Source organism: Mariniflexile fucanivorans (genome assembly GCF_004341235.1).
Lineage (GTDB): Bacteria > Bacteroidota > Bacteroidia > Flavobacteriales > Flavobacteriaceae > Mariniflexile > Mariniflexile fucanivorans.
The window spans coordinates 402,834-425,097 of sequence record NZ_SLUP01000004.1; the positions used below are offsets into that span (position 1 = coordinate 402,834).

The window sequence follows — 22,264 nt, forward strand, 5'->3', positions numbered from 1 at the left end:
CGTCACTCTTAAGTAAATTTTGAGTGACGTTTTTTTTAAGCCCAATTGAATTTCGTTAAAACTACATAATCAATAATAAAAATGAAGGCATTTAAAATCATATTCATTATTTCTTTTCTGTCTATAGGAATGAAAACCGATGCACAATCTATTTACAAAAAAGGTTGGATAGATTTCAATAAAAACGGTATTAAAGATGTTTTTGAAGATCCCAAAGCAGCTATGGATGCAAGGGTTTCTAATCTGTTATCCTTAATGAATGTTGAAGAAAAAACATGTCAATTAACCACACTGTATGGTTTTGCACGTGTTTTAGAAGATGAATTTCCCACACCAAACTGGAAAAACCGGGTTTGGAAAGATGGTATTGCGAATATTGACGAACATTTAAACACTATTTGGAATCAAGAAAAAACACATACACCCTACGCATATCCGTATAGTGTACATGCTGAATCTATAAATAAAGTTCAAAAATGGTTTATTGAAGAAACCAGAATGGGAATTCCAGTCGATTTCACCAACGAAGGCGTGCACGGTTTATGCCATGAAAAAGCAACCCCTTTACCAGCACCTATTGGTATTGGCAGTACTTGGAATAAAGCCTTGGTTTACAAAGCTGGAACCGTTGTTGGGCGTGAAGCAAAGGCTTTGGGTTACACCAACGTGTATGCACCCATTTTAGATGTAGCACGCGACCAACGTTGGGGACGCGTTTTAGAATGCTATGGCGAAGAACCGTATCACATTGCGGAAATGGGAAAACAAATGGTGTCAGGCATTCAGTCACAAGGCGTAGCTTCCACCATAAAACATTTTGCGGTTTATAGCATTCCAAAAGGTGCTAGAGATGGTGATGCTAGAACCGATCCGCATGTGGCTCCGCACGAAATGCATCAATTGCATTTGTACCCTTTTAAACGTGTTATTGAAGAAGCTTCTCCCATGGGAGTTATGAGTAGTTATAACGATTATGATGGCGTACCAGTAACGGCAAGTCATTATTTTTTAACCGAATTGTTGCGAGAACAATATGGTTTTGATGGGTATGTCGTGTCCGATAGTGAAGCCGTAGAATATGTTTCAGAAAAGCACCATGTGGCTAAAGATTATAAAGAAGCCGTGCGTCAAGTTATTGAAGCTGGTTTGAATGTACGTACTACGTTTAGAACACCAGAATCGTTTATAGAACCTTTACGTGAGTTAATTGCTGAAGGTAAACTTTCTATGAAAACCATAGATGCTCGTGTTGCCGATGTGTTGCGAGTGAAATTTAGATTAGGGTTATTTAATAATCCTTATGTTGAAAATCCAAAAGAAGCCGATAAATTGGTACATACTAAAGCCGATGAAGATTTCTCTAAACAGATAAATAGAGAATCGTTGGTGCTTCTAAAAAACGAAAATAATTTATTGCCGCTTGATATCAATAAAGTGAAAAACATATTGGTAACAGGACCTTTAGCAGACGAATTGAATTTTACTTTTAGTCGTTATGGACCCGCATTCAATCCCTCAACATCCGTATATCAAGGTATAAAAAAATATGCTGGAAGTAAAGCACAGGTCAATTACGAAAAAGGCTGTGATATTGTAGATCCCGATTGGCCTGGTAGCGAGATTATTCCAACACCACTTTCAAAAGATGAACAAGCGAGTATTGATGCAGCTGTTGAAAAAGCAAAACAATCGGATGTTATTATTGCTGTAGTTGGTGAAGATGAAAAGCGCGTGGGCGAAACCAAATCACGAACCAGTTTAGGACTTCCGGGACGTCAATTTCAATTAGTTCAAGCGTTATACGCTACAGGGAAACCAGTCGTTTTAGTACTTATAAATGGACAACCCTTAACCATTAATTGGGAGAATAAATTTTTACCAGCTATTTTAGAAGCATGGTTTCCAAGTACCGAAGCAGGGAACGTCATTGCTGAAACCTTGTTTGGTGATTATAACCCTGGTGGAAAATTATCGGTAACATTTCCTAAATCTGTTGGTCAAATTCCTTTAAACTTCCCATTCAAACCGGGTTCGCAAGCAGGACAACCAGGTGCAGGACCTAATGGATATGGAAACACACGTGTCTTAGGATCGTTGTATCCGTTTGGCTATGGTTTGAGTTATACTACTTTTGAATACAGTGATTTGGTTGTAAGCCAAAAAACAAAACAAGCACAGAGTACTATCGACGTATCATTTAAAGTAAAAAATACAGGAAAAAGAGCAGGGGATGAAGTGGTGCAACTGTATTTAAAAGATAAAGTGAGTAGTGTAACTACTTATGAATCCCAACTTCGTGGTTTCGAGCGTGTGCCTTTATTGCCAGGAGAAACGAAAACCATAAACATGACTCTAACCCCAGATGATTTAAAAATTCTTGACATTAATATGAATTGGACAGTAGAACCGGGAATTTTTGAGGTTTTAATAGGAAGTTCTTCAGAAGCTATTCATTTGCAAAAAGAGTTTGAAATATTGCCTTTGAATGATTAAAAAAATAGTTTGATTTGTTTCTTAAATGAAGCTCTATTTTTTAGATAGAGATAAGGCTGTCTGAAAAGTGTATTATATTTACTACCTCAGGTTGAGCTTGTCGAAACCGATATTTATTATCAATAAGGCTAAATATTTCGACAAGCTCAATATGACACTGAATGGCACTTTTCAGTCAGCCTCATTTATTAAATCGCTTATTTTTTTAGAGAAATACTTCTATGATATGCAAGCCACTTTCAAGCATCAAAGAAGTTGATTTCTTTTTCACTTTCTTCATGTTTAAAGTAATTCTTGAAGCTGTTTTTGGTAGCATAAATTCAGCTTGCATCCCTTCAGGAATCGTTATTTTATAAGTGGTTTTGTTATTTTCTTTTACATGTTCAGCATAAATAAAGCCCATTTTTGTTGGAACTTTTATTTTAGAAAATCTTAAATCACCCAATTTCGGATTTATTTCAGCAACAGCAAATCCTGGTGTTTTTGGTTTTATACCCCACATATATCGGGTCATGGTATTAAGTGGCGCCGTTCCCCAGGCATGGTTCCAATCGGAGTTTGGTTTGTATTTCATGTCCCAAGCTTCCATGGTCATGGTAGAGCCTACTTTAATCATATTCCACCAATTACGATCACCCATAGTGTCGCTTATTAATGCAGAGGCATAGCGTTCTTCATTATTCTTATATAAACCTTCTAATAAATATTGAGCACCGTAAACACTACAAGCCATACCTCTAGATTTTATAAATTCGGTAACAGTTTTTATATGTTCTTCAGGAACCAAATCGAAGGCCAATGGTAGCATGTTAGCATGTAATGAAGCGTGCGTGGAAGTTTCTCCATCTAAATAATAACCTTTTGAATGATTAAATAGTTTTGAATTGATAGAAGCTTTAACTGTTTCTGCTTTATTTTTAAAGAAAATAGCATCGTCTGTTTTATTAATAGCTTTAGCAATATCGCCCATTAATTTTAAATTGTAGTAGTAAAATGAATTAACGGCAGTGTTCACAGGTACAATATCGTAGCCATCGCGTTCGCCTTCTGGGGTTGCTAGTTTCCAGCCCGTATCTTTTTGGGCTGGTGGCCAATCGATGATATCTTTTATTTTAGTATTTGCTTTTTCAAAACCTAATTTCAAAACTAATGCTTCATTTAAATTAGGGGATTTTGAACTTATTAATCCATCTTCGCGCTCTAAATCCATTAATGTTTTTAGTTTCAAGTTTTCGTAATGGTCTTTTAAAGGTTCAACATCACCTGTATACATATAATCTTCATAAAACATTAAAACGGTATGTAGTAGCCATTCGGTTGGCCATGTAGGGTTATCTATAAAATAGGCATTGGTTCTTCTGGCCATGGTGTACTCATTGTCTACGCTGTAATGGCTTAATTGGTTAATGTAAGCATCTGCTTCATACGGAATGCGTTCTCTGTCGCCATCTACATAATACCCCATAAAACTGGTTGCTTTAATAGTATGTTTACATAGTTGCCAAATAGAATCCATCACTTTATTGGATGATGAAAAATAACTGGCATCGTCATTAAACTTATAATGAATAGCTTTTTGTGAAATATTGAGATCCTCAATAGGAATTTTTAAGTTTTCAATTTCCAAATATCTGAAAGGCATAATAATACCTATACTTTCGGGAAGTTTTATAGCGGCAGGACCTGTGTTACGTTTATCGGGTGTAAGATGTAATGATACTGTTTGATTTGCTGTTAAATTTTGAAGTGTAACTTCTTGATAGCGAATGGTGCCTTCAGGTTTTCGGTCTATTTTATTAGGAAGCTCTAATTTTTCACCTAAACGGAAAAAAAGGGAATCCGTTTGATTTGTTTTAGAAGTGATTTCTACATTTCCAAAATAGGCTTTTCCGAAATCTATAAAATAATGCCCGTTACCTAGTTTTGTGATTTTTTGCGGACTTATTAAAGATGTTTCTAAGCTTAAATCCTCTGTTTTATTTTGAGATTGAGTTACTGCATAAGTGACTATTAAACAGAGTAATAGAATTTGTTTTTTCATAAAAATTAGTGTTTAAATAAGAACAGCTTGCTATAAAATAAGCAAGCTGTTTCTTAAATGATGCCATGCAATTTTTTTGTTTAATAAAATTCAGGGCTACTTACTATTTTGTTTTCGTACATCGCATCTAGTCCCATTTGAATACAAATAGCAGTATTAGCTCCTGTAATAACATCTGAAATAGGTTTTTTGTTATTTAAGATACTATCTTTAAAATCAATTAAAGCCTGTTCGCTAGGTTCTGTATGCTCTAATTCAATAGGATAACCTAGATCTTTATTAAATTTAGAAGTTGCTCCCGAAACACCATCAACAATACCTAATTCTTTTTTATTACCACCTTCGGGATAAAACCAAGCTTTGGTGTATTCTAAAATAATGGTGCCTTTATCTCCTTGTACTTTTATTTGATAGCCATCTTTGGCATTACTTGTAAGGCAGGTAAATTTAGCTTTAACTCCGCTTGGGTAATTGTATATTAAGTGGATATTGTCGTAAGTTTCACGACCGTCCTTGTAATAATCAACTCCACCAGTTCCCATAACTTGATTTGGTTTTTCACCTAAAACCCAATTAGCAAAATCTATTTGATGCGAGCAAAGTTCTGCAATTAAGCCACCAGAGAATTCGCGGTACATTCTCCAATTTATTTGTTTTTCTAATTCAGGACTTGGTACAGAGCGCCTCCAGTTTCCATGACGATTCCATTGACATTCAAAAGCAACTATTTTGCCTATTTTGCCATCTTTTATGAGGTCTACAACATGGGTGTACAATCTAGAACTATGGTATTGATGTCCTGTTTGAAATATTGTTTTAGATTGATTAACTTTATTTGTTAGGTTATGAATACCATCAAAACCTTTAGCCATGGTTTTTTCGCAATATACATGTTTGCCAGCATCAACGGCATCTATGGCAACTTGTGAGTGCAAATGGAAAGGCGTTGATACCAATATGGCATCAATGTTTTTATTGTCTAATAATTTGCGATAATCATTATAACCTTTCGCTTTTCCATTTGCAGCTTTTAATCCGTTTTCCAATCTAAAAGGCAAAATATCGCAACAACCAATAACATTAAAGTTTTCAATTTTATTGATATTTGACATCATACCGGTACCTCTATCACCAGTACCAATAATGCCTATGTTTAAAGTGCTATTTGCATGTTTAAAATCAAAAACATTTCCAAATGCTAAAGCAGATGTTGTAACTGCTGCGGTAGCTACGGAGCTTTTGATTATAAATTCTCTTCTTTTCATTTATTTTTTGTGATTTTTATTGAACTAAGATACGAGAAAATCTAAGTTTTAAACAGGTTTAATTTCCCAACCTGGTTCGTATGTTCTAGACCATAATTTCATAGCTTCTCTGTTATAGATGCGTCCTGTGTTTTCATCCACATCGAAAGAATCATCAATTCTAGAAGCAATGTTTGCATAATGTGTTAAAGTTTGGCTAATAGCTCCCTGTTCAATAGGAGAAGTTAGTTCCGCTTTTCCTCTAATAGCATCAAAAAAGTTAAGAGTATGTGCCGCAGAAAGTTGGCCGCCACCACCAAGGGCATTGCCATCTTCTATACCAGGAACTACATTTTCTTTTATAAGTTTTCCTTGAAGATCATATAATTTATACCCATCGCGATCTATCATAGTTGATCCTTTAGAACCATAAATAAGCGTGCCTCTACCAGCTCCGTATTTGTCATAACCGTTTCTACTGCGCCCATCCCATTGAATGGTTCTGTTTCCTGCAAAACGGAAGGTAGCTTCCATAGTATCATACATTTCCCAACCATCATCTTTATACTGGAATTTCCCAGCTTTTACATCTACATGCTCTGGAAATTTAACATCCAAAGCCCAACGTGCAATGTCTAATTCGTGGGTCGCATTGTTGCCCATTTCGGCAGTTCCGTAATCCCAACCGTACCAATGCCAGTTGTAATCCCAAGTGTTATCGGTGTAATCTCTTCTTGGTGCGGGCCCTTGAAAAAGTTCCCAATCCAATCCTTCTGGTGGTGCTGTTTTAGTTTGGTGCGGTACAGAACCACGTTTACTGGTGTAAAAAGCAATGGCATTGTAAACATCGCCAATAACGCCGTTGTGAATGTCTTTTATAATTTCCTGCGATTGTAATGAGGAACGTTGTTGGTTACCCATTTGCACCACTTTATTATATTTTTTTTGGTAAGCAACTAATAATTCGCCCTCTTCAAGGTTGTGGCTACATGGTTTTTCTAGGTAAACATGTTTTCCAGCTTGCATCGCCATACAGGCTCCAGGTGCGTGCCAATGGTCTGGTGTTGCCATAATTATAGCATCAACATTTTTGTCGTTTATGATGTTCCGAATGTCGTTTTCTAATTTAGGTTTGTTACTAATTTTAGAAGCGAGGTTACCAGCAGCTTTATCGCGCTGGCTTTTCATGACATCGCATAAATGACTTATTTCTATATTGTTTTTTTTGTCTATAATGGGGGGTAGATAGGCACCATAACGTCTGCCTAAACCTTGAAGTGCCACATGTATTCTATCGTTAGATCCAATTATTTTCGAATAACTTTTAGCTGTCATGGCATTGGCACTATTGGAAACAATGGTAGCACCTATAGCACCTAAAGCTGTTTTTTTTATAAAATCTCTTCTGTTTGAACTCATTATGTAGTCTTTAGTATTAATTAATTGGGCGAATTTTTACGTTTTTGAACGAAACTAAATCACCATGATCTTGCAACAAGATTTGTCCTTTATCTAATTCACCAAAATTAGGCCATATTTTATATTTACTTTCTGAAACTAATTTTTTGTAATCATCACTTTTTCTTTCATATTCCAAAACTTTCACACCGTTTAACCAATGCTCTACATGATTGTTTTTCGAAATAATATAAGCCGTATTCCATTCGCCAATAGGGTTTATTGGTTTATTTACATCGGCTTTAATTAAATCGTAAAGCGAACTAACGGTTCTACTGCCTTCATGGTTACCTAATTTAGCATCTGGATGGATATCATCATCTAAAATTTGATATTCTAATCCAATTGAAGAGCCTTCACCTTTATTTATGTTGGAATCTACATAATATTTTATACCGCTATTGGCACCAGGAGTTAATTTAAAATCTACTGATAATTCAAAATCACCAAATAATTCGGTAGTTACAATATCGCCACCATTTCTTGCTTCTCCTCCGCCAGATGATAAAACACTCAGTATGCCATCTTCCATTTTCCAGCCTTCAGTAGGGAATTCATCTAATTTAGCACCACGCCAACCATTGGTGGTTTTTCCATCCCATAATAATTTCCAACCATTTTTAGCTTCATCAACAGTTAATTGATTTTTAGTGTTAATTGGTTTTAATGTAGATTTTTGAGAATATTTAGAAAGACTATCTGTAAGAATGTTTATGTTTTTCCAGATAATTTCAGTGCCCGCTTTTTTATCAGCATGTATGGAATGCACTTGTAAACAAATAAATCCACTCGCTGTTTTATCATCTATCAAGTATGCAGCAGGTACATTGTTAATCCAAGTTTTAATGGTGTCTCCAATAGCTTCAATGCGGTAATGGTTCCAATCGTTTTGTTTAAACGCTTTTTGAGCTTCAGGGTTATTATCTAAAGTGCTTAACCAACCACGTCTTGCTTCATCATAAATACCGGCACTCCAAGCACGCTCTGAAGGGTCGATTTCTACTTGATATCCATGAACACGACCTTCTTTGTAATATGGAAAACTGTTACTGCGTATTTGAATACCGGAATTCATAGTAGAATCTACTTTATAATCCAATTCTAAAATAAAATCACCATACATGTTATCGGTAGTTAAGAACGAGTTTGGTGTATCATGAACGGTGCTTCCAACTATGGTACCGTCTCTTACGGTGTATTTAGCTTCACCACCTTTTTGGTGCCATCCATTTAAGGTTTTACCATCAAATAACGGAGTCCAAGGCGTTGTGTCTTTTGGTTTTTCTGCACAGCTAAAAAATAAAGAGATACTAAATAATAGTATTACTTTATTAAGGAAAATAGATTTTTTCATTTTAAAATTTAAGTTAATTAATATTCTACTAATATACTTTTTTTAGAGGTTTTTTGCATGGATTTTTAGCTCAAAAGTATGGATTGTTTTATGTTAAAATTTATCAGTTATCATGCGATTCTCAATTTGTTTAAGCAGTTCGTTATTTAACTTTTATTAAAAACTAAAGTTTAATGAATTTTTATAATTAAATAAAATGTCCATATATAAGAATAAATAGTCCATTCATTAAGAAATCTTTAACATTAGATTAGCGAACAATTAACTAAACAATTTAAATATGGAAAAAATTAAACTTTTATTATTTGCCTTATTAATAGGTTGTATTGGCACATCGTGGGCACAATCTAAAGTGTCTGGTGTAGTTACAGATAATCAGAATATTCCTGTTCCAGGGGTAAATGTTATTATTAAAGGGACATCTTCGGGTGCTGCTACAGATTTTGATGGTAAATATCAAATTAGTGCTAAAAAAGGAGATGTTTTAGTGTTTTCTTTTCTTGGTTTTCAAACTAAGGAAGTTGCCTATAACGGTCAGTCATCTTTAAATGTAAAGTTGACTGAAGATACCTCTCTACTAGATGAAGTGGTGGTTATTGGTTATGGTTCTGTTAAAAGAACAGATTTAACAGGTGCTGTAGAATCACTAGATACTAAGACGTTAACAGAACAAAAGAAAACCGATTTGGGTCAAGCATTGCAAGGGCGTATAGCAGGTGTAGATGTTAAAACAATCAATAATAAACCAGGTGCTCCTATGTCTATTGATATTAGAGGAAATACGGTTATTCAAAACAATAATGAAACACGTGACGGTTTAACAGAGAGTCTTGATGACGATTTATCTGCGCCATTGTTTGTTGTAGACGGTGTGTTTTTTGATGATATTAATATATTGAATCCAGCTGATATTCAACAAATGGATATTTTAAAAGATGCTTCTGCAACAGCTATTTATGGAGCTAGAGGTGCCAATGGGGTGGTTATTATTACCACTAAAAATGGTATAGAAGGAAAAACGGTATTCACTTACGAAGCTACTTTGGGGGTGAATTCAGCTACCAACGTGCCAGATATGTACAACGGCGATGAGTATGTAGATTTTGTAGATAAAGCTCTAAGAAGTAATGCTTGGAGAGGGTTATTTAAACCTACAGCAAGTCCTGCTGTTTATCCAACTGTTGCCGACTATAATAATTTAACTGTTAATATGGCAAGTGAAATTATGCCAGGCACTGAGGCAGATAATGTAGCTAACCGTCGTTATACAGATTGGCAGAATGACTATTTAAAATCAGGTATTCAAACCAGTCATAACTTAGGAATGTCGGGTGGGTCCAATGGATTAACATACAATGGTTCTATTGGTTACTTGAGCAATGAAGGTATTATGGGAATTGAAGGCTTTGAGCGCTATAATTTAAGTATGTCTTTAACCAAAAAGGTGTCAGATAAATTTACAGTGGGTCTAAAATCTTATTTAGCATTGTCTGAACGTGAAACAGGAAGTAATGAATTATTTAGAAGCACCTTGCGTTTAGCCCCTACGCTAAGTTCACGAGATGAAGATGGTAACCTTATTATGTTTCCAGATGCTTCAGATGGACGTTTTACAAATCCTTATTATGAAGCTAACGAAAATGCTTGGTTAAACAATACCAGAACATTAAATGTTATAGCGAACGTGTTTTTAAATTATAAGCCTGCAGAATGGGTTAGTTTTAAAACCCAATTTTCACCAAATATTGGAAATAGACGCCAAGGGCAACAATTTGGTTTGTTAACAAAATCGGCATATAATCTTCCAAGCAGAACAAGAGCTTATTATGATACGTATTTTGATACCTCTTATACATGGGATAACACGGTAGATTTTAATTTTGATCTAGCAGAAGGTCATAATTTAAAAACAACGTTAATATCTTCAGTATACTATAATCAAAATGAAGGTTCTAAAACTGAAGTTTGGGGGTTTGATACCGATGCGTTTAAGTACTACAATACAATGGCCAGTACAGATGTGAGAGCTTATAGTACTGCTTTTCAGAAAGAAACCTTAGCATCTTTTGCGGGAAGGTTAAATTATAACTTATTAGATAAATACTTATTCACCTTTACGGGAAGATATGATGGGGCATCCATGTTGGCAGTAGGTCATAAGTGGGCTTTCTTTCCATCAGCAGCATTTGCATGGAAAGCCAGCGAAGAATCCTTTTTACAAGATACCAATTGGTTAAGCAATCTTAAATTACGCTTAAGTTATGGTGAATCTGGAAATAAAGGTTCAGTAGAACCATATGATACTTTAGCATATTTAGAAGGATCCGGTTATGTGTTCGGAGACACGCATACCAATGGGGTGAAAGTAATTGGGTTACCTAATTACGATTTAACATGGGAACGTTCAAAAGAGTTTAATATAGGTTTAGATTTAGCGGTATTAGAAAATAGAATTCGTTTAGGGTTAGAATTATATAACAAAAAAACAGTGGATGCTATTTTAGATAAAACATTATCTTCTATTACAGGGTATAGTGGTGCTGTAGGAAACTTTGGGTCTGTAAGAAATAGTGGTGTAGAGATTACATTAAACACGGTAAACATTCAAACCAATAATTTTAAATGGACAACAAATTTAAATTATGCTAGAAACAAAAATGAAATTTTAGAGCTAGATGGTTTAGATAAAATACCTTATGGAAATCATGGTGTGCGTCAGGTAGGGAAACCTGTAGATGCTATTTATGCGAGACAAATAGAAGGTATCTGGCAATTGGATGAAGCTGCGGCAGCGTATGCTTTTGATGGTAGCTACCCTGGTATGTATAAATATAAAGATATAGACGGTAACGGTAAGGGAGATAACAATGATAAAACTGTAATAGGACAACTATCACCAGACTGGATTGGAGGTATGACTAATACTTTTACATATAAAAACTTCGATTTTTCAGTTCAAATGTATACAAGACAAGGGTCGTATGGACATTCAGAATTCTATAACAACTTTGTGCCTTGGCAAAACGATGTCTCTAAATTCAATAAAGTAGATTTAGATTATTGGACACCAAATAATCCTGATGCTAAATATCCAGCATTAAACTATGGAAGAACAGGAGATAACTACTATACCAGTTACGACTTTGTAAAAATTGGGAATATAGGTTTGGGGTATCAATTTTCAAAACCAATGTTGGAAAAACTAAAAATGTCTAGTTTAAGATTGACTTTGGATATCCAAAACCCATTTACATTTACCGATTATGCAGGGCCAGACCCAGAAACAGGGATGCAGAATACGTACAATGCAGGTTATATGATGAAAACAGTATTGTTTGGACTTAAATTATCTTACTAATTATAAATTTATTAAAAGATGAAAATATTTAAAAATATAAAACAAGTTGTAGCATTATTGGCTTTGCCATTATTATTTAATGCTTGTAACGACTATATTGAAGAAGAATTTTACTCTGGTGTAACCAGTGAAAACTTTCTAAACGAAGATACTGCCGATCAACTTATTGTAGGTGTATATGCAGCTACTAGGGCAGCTTATAATAACCACAGTTACAGATATGCAGGAACCGATGTTTTTACCGTACAGTCTGAGATTTTCTCGGTATCGAGTGAAAATGATTACACGAGCTTTAATGCACCTGAAACCAATGGACTTTGGACTACTAACTATCAAGTAATTGCAAAAGCAAATACCGCTATAAACAGATATGAAAACCAAATTAATTGGAGTGCAGGCAAGCAAACAGAGAAAGCATATGGCATAGCGCAGGCTAGAGCATTAAGAGCTTTTGCTTACTACAATTTAGTACAACAATATGGAGGTGTGCCTTTAGAGTTGGTCGAGCCATTAAGTATTAGAAATGATTATACACGTGAAACCGAGGAGGCTATATACAAGGTAGTAATTGAAGAATTAGAAGCGGCTATTCCAAATCTGATAGATGCGCCGGAAACGGGACGTTTTTCAAAACGCGCCGCACAACATTTACTTTCTGAAGTGTATTTAACCAGAGCGTATAAAACTTATGCACTTGCTACCGATTTTCAAACAGCCGCCAATTTAGCAGTACAAGCTATTGGGACTTATGATATTAGAAGCCAATCCTTTGCTAGAGTATTTGACTATGATAATCAAGTAAACCCAGAAGTTCTTTTTGCGGCTCAATGGGATGGTGCTATTGATGCGGATAGAGGTAATAATATGCATTCTTTATTTATGACAGCCGTACAAGTATTGCCAGGTATGAGTGTAATAAATAAATATGGTAAGCCAGGTAATAATTTAATGCCTACACCTTATTTTTATTCGTTATTTGCAGCTAATGATACCAGAGAAGACGTAACAGTTCATAGAGTTTTATATGCTGATAAAACAGATATAGTAGGAACTGATAATATTGTAGCGGGAGATACTTTGGTTTATTTTCCAAAACAAGCTCTTGATATAACGAAACTTACAGATAAATTAAATCGTTATTGGGTTTATCAACCAGATCAATATTTATATGGAAGACCTGACGATATTCCAGGTGTTAACTATTTATATTCAAAAAATAACTTGTTTACAAACTTTCCGATATTCAAAAAGTTTGATGATGAAATCTTTTTTGAAGAAGGAAGTGGTGCAAGAGATGCATTTATTTTTAGAGTAGCAGAAACCCATCTACTTGCTGCCGAAGCATTTCTAGGAGCAGGAAACGCAACTCAAGCTTTATTTCATATAAATAGAGTTAGAGAACGAGCTACTGGCGTGGCAGATTACTATACTACCATTAATTTAGATGCTATTCTGGTAGAACGTGCATTGGAATTGGCAGGTGAAGAAAATAGATGGGCTGTTTTAAAACGTATGGGGAAATTGGAAGAACGCATCGAACTTTACAACCCTCACGTTATTGACCATGGTGATTTTGATGCCACTAAACATTTATTGCGACCAATTCCAACTAGAGAAATAGAGCTTTCTCCAACCACAATGACACAAAACCCTAAATATTAATAGCACAATTAAAATAGTTAGTTTTGAGTTAGTTTTAGTTTGAATTATAGGCAGGTTAGTATCAATACCTGCCTATATTTTTAAATAATAAAACTTTATTTTTAGTGTTTAAACACTCCATAAATGATGAAAAAATATAAAAAAAAATTAGTATTTCTATTCAGTCTTATATTAGGGTTTATAACTGTTATCTTCTCATGTTCAAGTCAAATTGATCCCGAAAATTGTTACTTAATTGTAAGTGCTTCTGCATCAAATGTTGAAATAAACACTATTAATGATTTAAAAAATGATTTATCAAAAGTTATAACCAACAACGTTCATGTAATTTCAGAAAAAGATAAATTACCAGAAGTTGGAACGTTTTTTATTTTAGGAACAACAAAATCTAATAGCTTAATAAAAGAATTAGCAACACAAAGAAAAATAAATTTATCTACCGAATTGCCAGGTTCAAGAGGCGGCATTTGGGAAAAAATCACATTGCCAAACGGTAAAAATGCCATTGTGATAGGGGGTTCAGACACTCAAGGTCTGCAATATGCCATTTATGACTATTCAAAAGAAGTTTTAGGAGTTGATCCCTTTGAATATTGGACAGGTAAACTGCCAAATAAAAAATCAAAAGAAGATTTATTCAACTTTACTCCAAAAACAATAGCACCACCAAAAGTACCTATATTAACCTATTTTGAAAATGATGTAGACGAGTTAGCAAACTACAGAGGACAATTACTGGAATACGATTGGGAAAGTTATACCGAAATGATTAATTCATTGGTACGATTACGCTATAATGCCATTCAATTATTCGATATGTTAGGTAGACCAGAGTTTTTTATTCGTCCAGAATACAAAACATTAAAACCAGACTACCAAGTGGATATTGCTTATGTTGAAAAAATGATAGATTACGCCCACGAAAAAGGTATGAAAGTAGCCATCGATTTTGCCTTAGGCTATCAAATTCACCCTATGGATGCAGCAAAAGCCGATTGCTGGAAAACCTATAACGAAGATTGGTTAAAAGCGTGGAGATACTATTTTGAAAACACACCGTTATCAAAAACCGATATTTTTATTTTGAGACCACGCCATCAAGTATGGGACTGGAAATATGAAAGTAGTTGTGGTGAAAATAAAATAGAAGTATTTAATGAGGTTTATGAAGCCTTCGGTAAGTTGGTAGATGAATATAAACCAAATTCACCAAAAGTTTTAGTTTGTTATTCGGATGGGATGGACATGTGGAATGAGGGTTTTCGTCCACCAAAAGACTGGACAGTACTTTGGTCTGATCATGGATTTGGAGAATTTAACAATTTACCAAACACCACCGATAATTACAATTTTGGAACCTATATGCATGCAGGTTATTGGTTAAACCATACTGTACATGATCCTTATCCAAATGTAGTGGAATCGGTTATGAAAGATATGTTTGAAACATATAATGCCGATAAATTTTGTTTAGTAAACGGACAAAATTTTAGACCATTTTTATTTAATCTAGAAGCATATAGTGAAGTTTGCAACAACCCAGAAACCTTTAAAGGGGAAGCTTTTTATAAATCTTGGACAGAACGTTATTTCTCAAAAGAAGTTGCAGAACATGCGGTTGCTTCCATGAAATGGTTACACAATGCCCAAGAAGGCAGAAAAGGTTATGTAGAACATTTAGGTGGATTACGCGAAGTAATTGCTTATTTATCTAATAAACCACTTACAAGACCAGGCAAACCCTCAATTCCTTTCGATTATAAAAGAGTTGAAGTTAATTATGAAACAACGGCCCGTTGCGCTAAAAATTTAAACAACGCGTTAGTTGAAGCAGAAAAAGGATGGCATATAGAACAAAGTAATTTTTACCATAGTTACATTTTGCTACCAGTACAATTGTTTTCAGATTTAATTACTTTTGAAACCACACTCCAAAATATGTCTAAATTAAAGAAGGAATTTGAAGAAACAAAAAATGAAAAGTTTTTAGTAGAAGCTAAAAAAATGATTCCAGAAGCCAAAAATCAACTTGAAAAAATATTAGAACGAAGAGATTCAGGTGATTTGGATGCGAAATGGAAAGGCTGGTATGCCATAAAAAACAGAAGACAAAACAATGGTTTCCCTACTACAGAAATGTTAGAGGATATCGAAGCCAACTTAAATAAAATAACACTTTAAGAAAACAAGTATGAAGCTAACCCAAAGTATTATAAACAGAGTTGCAGGAATAGGTTTTGTAACACTTTCTTTAATATCATGTAAAAATGACGATAAAAGAATAGCATTAGCTGAAAAAGATGTATTAATCGATTATACTGAAAAGGTTTATCCTCAATTAGATACCGAAAACTCCAGATGGTTTTTCTTTTCATCGGCTTGTCGTCCGTTTGGTATGGTAAACTTAAGTCCCGATACCGAAATAAATGGTGCTTGGGGTAGTGGGTATCGTTATAAAGTGGATACCATCAAAGGGTTTAGTCATATTCACGCGTGGCAAATGTCGGGTGTTTCAGTAATGCCTATTACTGTTTCAAAAGAAAAGTCTGAAAATATATTTAAAGATTTTTATTCAAAATTCAGTCATGAAAAAGAAACAATAAAACCAGGTTATCATGCTGTAGAATTAGAAAAATATCAAATTAAAGCAGAATTAACAAGTACAAAACGTGTTGGTTTTCATCAATATACATTTCCTGAAAATCAACAAGCCGCTATACTATTCAACTTAAATACAGTATTAGGTCCGTGTGAAAATTCAGGTGGTGTATTAGAAAAAAACGCATCCAATGAGCTTTCAGGAACACTTACTATGGAGCCTACAGGCAGACGCCCAAAACCTGTAACTGTGTATTTTAAAGCCATTTTAAACACCGATATTTCTTCCGTTGAAAAAGATGAAAAAACAGGTAACTATTTAATCAATTTAGCCAATAATAGCGAGAAGGTTTTAATGAAACTTGGTATTTCATACACTTCCGTGGAAAATGCCACTAATAATATAAATGAAGAAGTACCTCATTGGGATTTTGATGAGGTGGTGTCTCAATCTCATACCGAGTGGAATGATTTATTAGGAAGAATAGATGTAAAAGGTGGCACAGAACAAGACCAAAGAAGATTTTATACCGATTTGTGGCATGCACTACAAGGACGTAGGACAATTAATGATGCTAACGGTGCGTATCCAGACAATACAGGAGCTACGTTTAGAGTTGGTCAATTGCCTTTAGATGAAAATGGAAAACCTAAATTTAATCATTTTAATTCCGATTCTTTTTGGGGTGCACAATGGACCATCAATACCCTTTGGGGATTGGTGTATCCAGAAATCATGCACGATTTTACACAATCGTTAATGCAATATTATAAAGATGGCGGACTCATTCCACGTGGACCTTCAGGAGGAAACTATACGTATGTGATGACGGGAGCTTCCTCAACACCATTTATTGTGTCGGCTATTCAAAAAGGTATTGCTAAAGATAATTTAGAGGAAATTTACCAAGCCTTAAAAAAGAACCACATGCCGAGAGGTATTATGGAAAAAGCAGGATACGAACACACCACCTTTTTAGGTGGCGGTTTAAAGTATTATATAAATAACGGTTATGTGCCGTACCCAATTCCTGAAAAAGTAAAAGGAATTCACAAAGATGGTGCAAGCTTAACTATGGAATATGCGTATCAAGATTGGACCTTGGCACAATTGGCTAAAAAACTGAACCATAGGGATGATTATGATTATTTCATGAAGCGTTCCCAAAATTATAAAAACGTGTTTGATGCGCAAGTGGGTTGGATGCGACCTAAAAATGTGGATGGGGTTTGGAAAAAAGATTTCGATCCATATCAAGTAGAAAATGGGTTTATAGAATCAAACGGCGCACAAGCTACATGGTTTGTACCTCAAGATTTACAAGGCTTAGCGGCATTAATGGGTGGTGAGGAAAAAGCAGTTGAGAAATTAAACAATCAATTCATGGAAGCTGAAAAACTGGGTTTTGCTGCCGGAAATTCGCATGCACAGGAATTACATCCAGAGTATAGTAGAATCCCTGTTAATTTTGGAAATCAGCCATCCATACAAACATCTTTCGTGTTTAACCAGTTGAACAGACCCGATTTAACCCAATTTTGGACAAGAAATGTTGTTAAGAAAACCTTTAGTGGTTTATCGCCTGCTACAGGTTATAACGGGGATGAAGATCAAGGTTTAATGGGAAGTTTAGCTGTTTTGATGAAAATAGGATTGTTTCAAATGAATGGTGGCACCGATGAAAATCCAGAATACCAAATAGGAAGTCCTATTTTTGATGAAGTAGTTATAAAACTGAATCCAGAGTATTATTCAAATAGTACATTTACAATAAAAGCAAATAATAATAGTGATGCTAATGTTTACTTTAACAAAGTAACTTTAAATGGTAAAGCTGTTGAAGGCTATAAAATAGAACAAAGTGATATTATTAAAGGTGGTGAATTAACATTGGAAATGACTAATAAAGCAAACAACAAATAATGAATTCAAAATTAAAATTTACTATTACGCTACTGTTAGCAATAAGTTTTTCAACCTTTGGACAACTTAAAAACAAACCCGAACTCAACGAAAAATTCATGGATATGGGTTTCGGTATTTTTATTCATTGGAGCGTAGATTCTCAATTAGGTAGTGTTATTAGTCATTCGATGGTCGGTGCTTCGGAAGATTATGTGAAAAGATACATGGAAGAACTTCCAAAAACCTTCTATCCAGATAAATTTGATCCAGATGAATGGGCAAGATTATTTAAATTAACAGGAGCAGAATACGTGGTGTTCACCACCAAACACCATAACGGTTTTTGTATGTGGGATACCAAAACTACCGATTTCAATATCATGAATACACCGTATGGTAAAGATATTACGGGCGAACTTTTTAAAGCACTGCGTAAGCAAGGTTTGAAAATTGGCGTGTATTTTTCCCCAGAAGATTTTAGTTTTCTTGATAAACAAGGCGAGCTTATTTCACGAAATAGTACCATGAGCCAAATTACCGAAAATGCAGAATTATTAGAATATGATAAAAAGCAGGTAAAAGAATTGGTTACCAATTACGGTCAAATTGATGTCATCTTTTTTGATGCTTTTAAAACAGGACCCATAGTTCAGTATGTTCATTCTTTAGATCCAAATATTGTGGTGACTCGTGGCGAAATGGAAACTCCAGAACAAAAAATTCCAGACGTAGCCTTACCAGGACCTTGGGAAACTTGTATGACCATGGGCACGCAATGGGCATATAAACCCACAAATGAAACTTATAAAAGTGGGGAAGAACTTATCAATAAACTTATTGAAATAAGAGCTAAAGGCGGCAATTTTTTAATGAATGTAGGCCCTAAACCAAATGGTGAAATTCCGATTGAACAAGAAGAACGTTTACGTGAAATTGCGCTTTGGATGTTTGTAAACAACGAAGGCGTGAAAAATGTAAGAACGGTGCCAACAGCTATTAAAGATGGCGACATATGGTTTACAAAAGCCAAAGATAAAAACACAGCCTATGCTTTTATTACTAATCAACCTGATTGGTTTAAAGGCAAAAGAAAACTTTTTTACATTCACAATATAAAAACTACAAAGGATACAGAAATTTCAGTTTTAGGACAAAATGATTTGGTGGTGGAATATTCACCAAATAACGTTCCAAAATCGCGTTTCACGCAACAGGACCATAATGTGGAAATTTCAATCACACGAGCTCAACGTCTTTACAATGACAAAATTTGGCCCAATGCCATTGTTGTTAAATTAACCAATGTAGAGTTCGTTAATAAATAATCATTCTGTTTTTATAGAATAGACATTCATCATATAAATTAAACTAAAACAATGAATTCAAAATTTAAAATAACGCTTGTACTATTATTAGCTATAAGTTTTTCAAGCTTTGCGCAACTAAAAAACAAACCCAATCTTGTTGAAGATTATATGGATATGGGCTTTGGAATTTTTATACATTGGAGTTTAGACTCTCAATTGGGAAGTGTCATCAGTCATTCCATGGTTGGTGCTTCGGAAGATTATGTAAAAAGATACATGGAAGAACTTCCAAAAACATTCTATCCAGATAAATTCGATCCAGATGAATGGGCACGGTTATTCAAAATTACAGGAGCAGAATATGTTGTTTTAACCACAAAGCACCATAACGGTTTTTGTATGTGGGATACAAAAACAACCAAATTCAACATTATGAATACCCCTTACGGAAAAGACATAACTGGCATGTTGGCTAATTCTTTAAGAAAATACGGTATGAAAGTAGGCTTCTATTTTTCGCCAGAAGATTTTAGTGTGTTGCACAAGCAAGGGCATTTAATTTCCCGTAATAGCGACATGAGTGGAGTTGACAAAAACCCAGAATTATTGGCGTATGATAAGAAACAAATAAGCGAATTAATCGATAAATATAAACCAGATATTATGTTTTTCGATTCGTTTAAAAAAGCAGATATCGTTCAATTTGTACATAAAAAAGACCCAAATATTATTGTAACCCGTGGTGAAATGCAAACACCGGAACAAAAAATTCCGGATGCCGCTATGCCTGGACCTTGGGAAACTTGTATGACTATGGGCACACAATGGGCTTACAAACCTACCAACGAAACGTACAAAGATGGAGGCGAATTAATTAAAAAATTAATAGAAATTAGAGCCAAGGGCGGTAATTTTTTAATGAATGTGGGACCAAAACCAAATGGCGAAATTCCTATTGAACAAGAAGAACGTTTACGTGAAATTGCCCTTTGGATGTTTGTAAACAATGAAGGTGTAAAAAATGTGCGTTCCGTACCGGGTATGATTAAAGATGGCGATTTATGGTTTACAAAAGCTAAAGATGAAAATACAGCTTATGTGTTTATTGCCAATCAACAACATTGGTTTAAAGGGTTTAGACGGAATTTTTTACTTCAAAATATTAAAGCCACAGAAAATACACAGGTTTCTGTATTAGGTCAGAATGATTTGGTGGTTGAATATTGGCCAGATAACACACCAATCACGACTTTTACTCAACACGAAAAATTATTGGAATTATCAGTTAGTAGAGCGCAACGTTTGTATAACGATAAAATTTGGCCCAATCCTATTGTAGTTAAAGTGACCAATGTTGAATTCATAAAATAAATAATATATTTATAGTGAAATTTTTAATTCCATAATCAAATAATGAATATGCTATCAAAAAAGAAATTATACATTTTAGTATTCGTATGTGCCTTTTTAACTCATAGTTTTGCCCAAACAGTAGATAAAATGGACTGGTGGAAAGATGCCAAATTTGGTATGTTTATGCATTGGGGTCTGTACTCGCAAACTGCTGGGTATTGGGATGGACATATTGCAAAAGGGAATGAGCATTTTATGATTCATGAGAAAATTTCTTTAGCTGACTATGGAAAAATTGCAAACGATTTTAACCCTATAAATTTTAATGCTGAAAAATGGGTGCTTACCGCAAAAGAAGCAGGCATGAAATATATTGTTATTACTTCAAAGCATCATGATGGTTTTGCCATGTTTGATTCACCTTCAAGTGATTATAATATCGTAAAAAGAACACCATATTCTAAAGATCCTATGAAAGAATTGGTAGCAACTTGCCATAAACACAACATGAAATTTGGGTTCTATTATTCATTGGGTCGTGATTGGGAGGATCCAGATGTTCCTACCGATTGGCCAACTAAAGGAGGAAGAAGCAATCTTGTAGATTATCCAGATGAAGACATAAAAGTATTCCATAAATATTTTGAAAGGAAGGTTAAACCTCAGGTAGAAGAATTGCTCACCCAATACGGAAAAATTGACATTATGTGGTTTGATACGCCACACGATATTAGTGTGGCAGAAAGTCAGGAATTAAGGGATTTGATTTTAAAGTTACAACCAGATTGTATAATAAATAGCCGAATTGGTAATGAATTAGGCGATTATAAAGTTACCGAACAAGAAATAGTAAAAGGTTTAGAAAAGAAGCCTTGGGAAGCATGTATCACCATGGGTAAAAACTGGGGGTATATTGAATACGATACTATTTATAAATCATCGGAATTAATGACGCGCCAATTACTGGAAATAGTTAGTAAAGGTGGAAATTTATTGCTGAATAATGGACCTACAGCCAAAGGTGAAATTACTGATTTAGCTAAAGAACGATTAGCCAAAATAGGTATTTGGATGAATAAAAATTCAGAGGGCATTTACGGTTCCAGTCCATGGAAAATTCAAAGTGAATTACTTTCCAAAGCAAAAAAAGTAGATGTTGTTCAAATTAAAGATGATAAAAACACCTTGAAAAACACATTAAAAGACACAGAAAATGATGCTACTTCAAAAGAAATTATTCCAGAAGTACAGTTTACTTTAAAGAATAATAACATATACGCTTATGTGTGTAGCTATCATGAAAAACAAGTGCTTATTAAATCGCTTTCAACTGAAAATGGTTTAAAAATTAAATCGGTTATTCAACTAGATCACTCACAAAAAACAAAATGGAAACAAACTAAAGAAGGATTAGAAATAGAGATGCCATCTTATGTAGAAAATGAAATTCCTATTTCAGGTTTCAGAATAGAATTATACTAAAAATTGCG

General features: G+C 34.5%; 12 protein-coding genes. 8 read left to right on the forward strand and 4 right to left on the reverse strand.

Annotation, left to right across the window (positions count from 1 at the left end; genetic code table 11):
* The first annotated feature begins 81 nt into the window (after positions 1–81).
* Complete coding sequence (locus tag EV196_RS10700; RefSeq protein ID WP_132217746.1) at positions 82–2,493, forward strand: glycoside hydrolase family 3 N-terminal domain-containing protein; 2,412 nt, start codon at positions 82–84, stop codon at positions 2,491–2,493.
* Positions 2,494–2,698: 205 nt separating this feature from the next.
* Here the strand turns inward: EV196_RS10700 and EV196_RS10705 are convergent, their stop codons facing one another.
* The 4 genes from EV196_RS10705 to EV196_RS10720 form a co-directional block, all read right to left on the reverse strand.
* Positions 2,699–4,534, reverse strand: coding sequence for an alpha-L-rhamnosidase-related protein (locus tag EV196_RS10705; protein WP_132217747.1), 1,836 nt, complete (start codon positions 4,532–4,534; stop codon positions 2,699–2,701).
* A gap of 80 nt (positions 4,535–4,614) precedes the next feature.
* Positions 4,615–5,799, reverse strand: a complete 1,185-nt coding sequence (locus tag EV196_RS10710; RefSeq protein WP_132217748.1) for a Gfo/Idh/MocA family protein — start codon at positions 5,797–5,799, stop codon at positions 4,615–4,617.
* Positions 5,800–5,847: 48 nt separating this feature from the next.
* On the reverse strand, positions 5,848–7,197 hold the full coding sequence (locus tag EV196_RS10715) for a Gfo/Idh/MocA family protein (protein WP_132217749.1): 1,350 nt from the start codon (positions 7,195–7,197) through the stop codon (positions 5,848–5,850).
* A gap of 16 nt (positions 7,198–7,213) precedes the next feature.
* Positions 7,214–8,590 (reverse strand): 3-keto-disaccharide hydrolase, encoded by a 1,377-nt coding sequence (locus tag EV196_RS10720; protein ID WP_132217750.1) that lies wholly within the window; start codon positions 8,588–8,590, stop codon positions 7,214–7,216.
* Positions 8,591–8,870: 280 nt separating this feature from the next.
* Here EV196_RS10720 and EV196_RS10725 point away from each other — a divergent pair, with 280 nt between their 5' ends.
* The 7 genes from EV196_RS10725 (at position 8,871) to EV196_RS10755 (ending at position 22,256) form a co-directional block, all read left to right on the forward strand.
* Positions 8,871–11,948: a SusC/RagA family TonB-linked outer membrane protein gene (locus tag EV196_RS10725; protein WP_132217751.1), complete on the forward strand. Its 3,078-nt coding sequence runs from the start codon at positions 8,871–8,873 to the stop codon at positions 11,946–11,948.
* Positions 11,949–11,966: 18 nt separating this feature from the next.
* A complete protein-coding gene (locus EV196_RS10730; RefSeq protein ID WP_132217752.1) occupies positions 11,967–13,610 on the forward strand; it encodes a RagB/SusD family nutrient uptake outer membrane protein in 1,644 nt (547 codons plus the stop codon).
* Positions 13,611–13,733: 123 nt separating this feature from the next.
* Positions 13,734–15,791: a glycosyl hydrolase 115 family protein gene (locus tag EV196_RS10735; RefSeq protein WP_132217753.1), complete on the forward strand. Its 2,058-nt coding sequence runs from the start codon at positions 13,734–13,736 to the stop codon at positions 15,789–15,791.
* 10 nt (positions 15,792–15,801) lie between these two features.
* Complete coding sequence (locus EV196_RS10740) at positions 15,802–18,132, forward strand: GH92 family glycosyl hydrolase (RefSeq protein ID WP_132217754.1); 2,331 nt, start codon at positions 15,802–15,804, stop codon at positions 18,130–18,132.
* A complete protein-coding gene (locus EV196_RS10745) occupies positions 18,132–19,439 on the forward strand; it encodes an alpha-L-fucosidase (protein ID WP_132217755.1) in 1,308 nt (435 codons plus the stop codon). Before EV196_RS10740 ends, EV196_RS10745 begins: the two co-directional genes overlap by 1 nt.
* 51 nt (positions 19,440–19,490) lie before the next feature.
* Positions 19,491–20,792, forward strand: coding sequence for an alpha-L-fucosidase (locus tag EV196_RS10750; RefSeq protein ID WP_132217756.1), 1,302 nt, complete (start codon positions 19,491–19,493; stop codon positions 20,790–20,792).
* 129 nt (positions 20,793–20,921) lie between these two features.
* Complete coding sequence (locus EV196_RS10755) at positions 20,922–22,256, forward strand: alpha-L-fucosidase (protein WP_165876148.1); 1,335 nt, start codon at positions 20,922–20,924, stop codon at positions 22,254–22,256.
* Positions 22,257–22,264 lie beyond the last annotated feature (8 nt).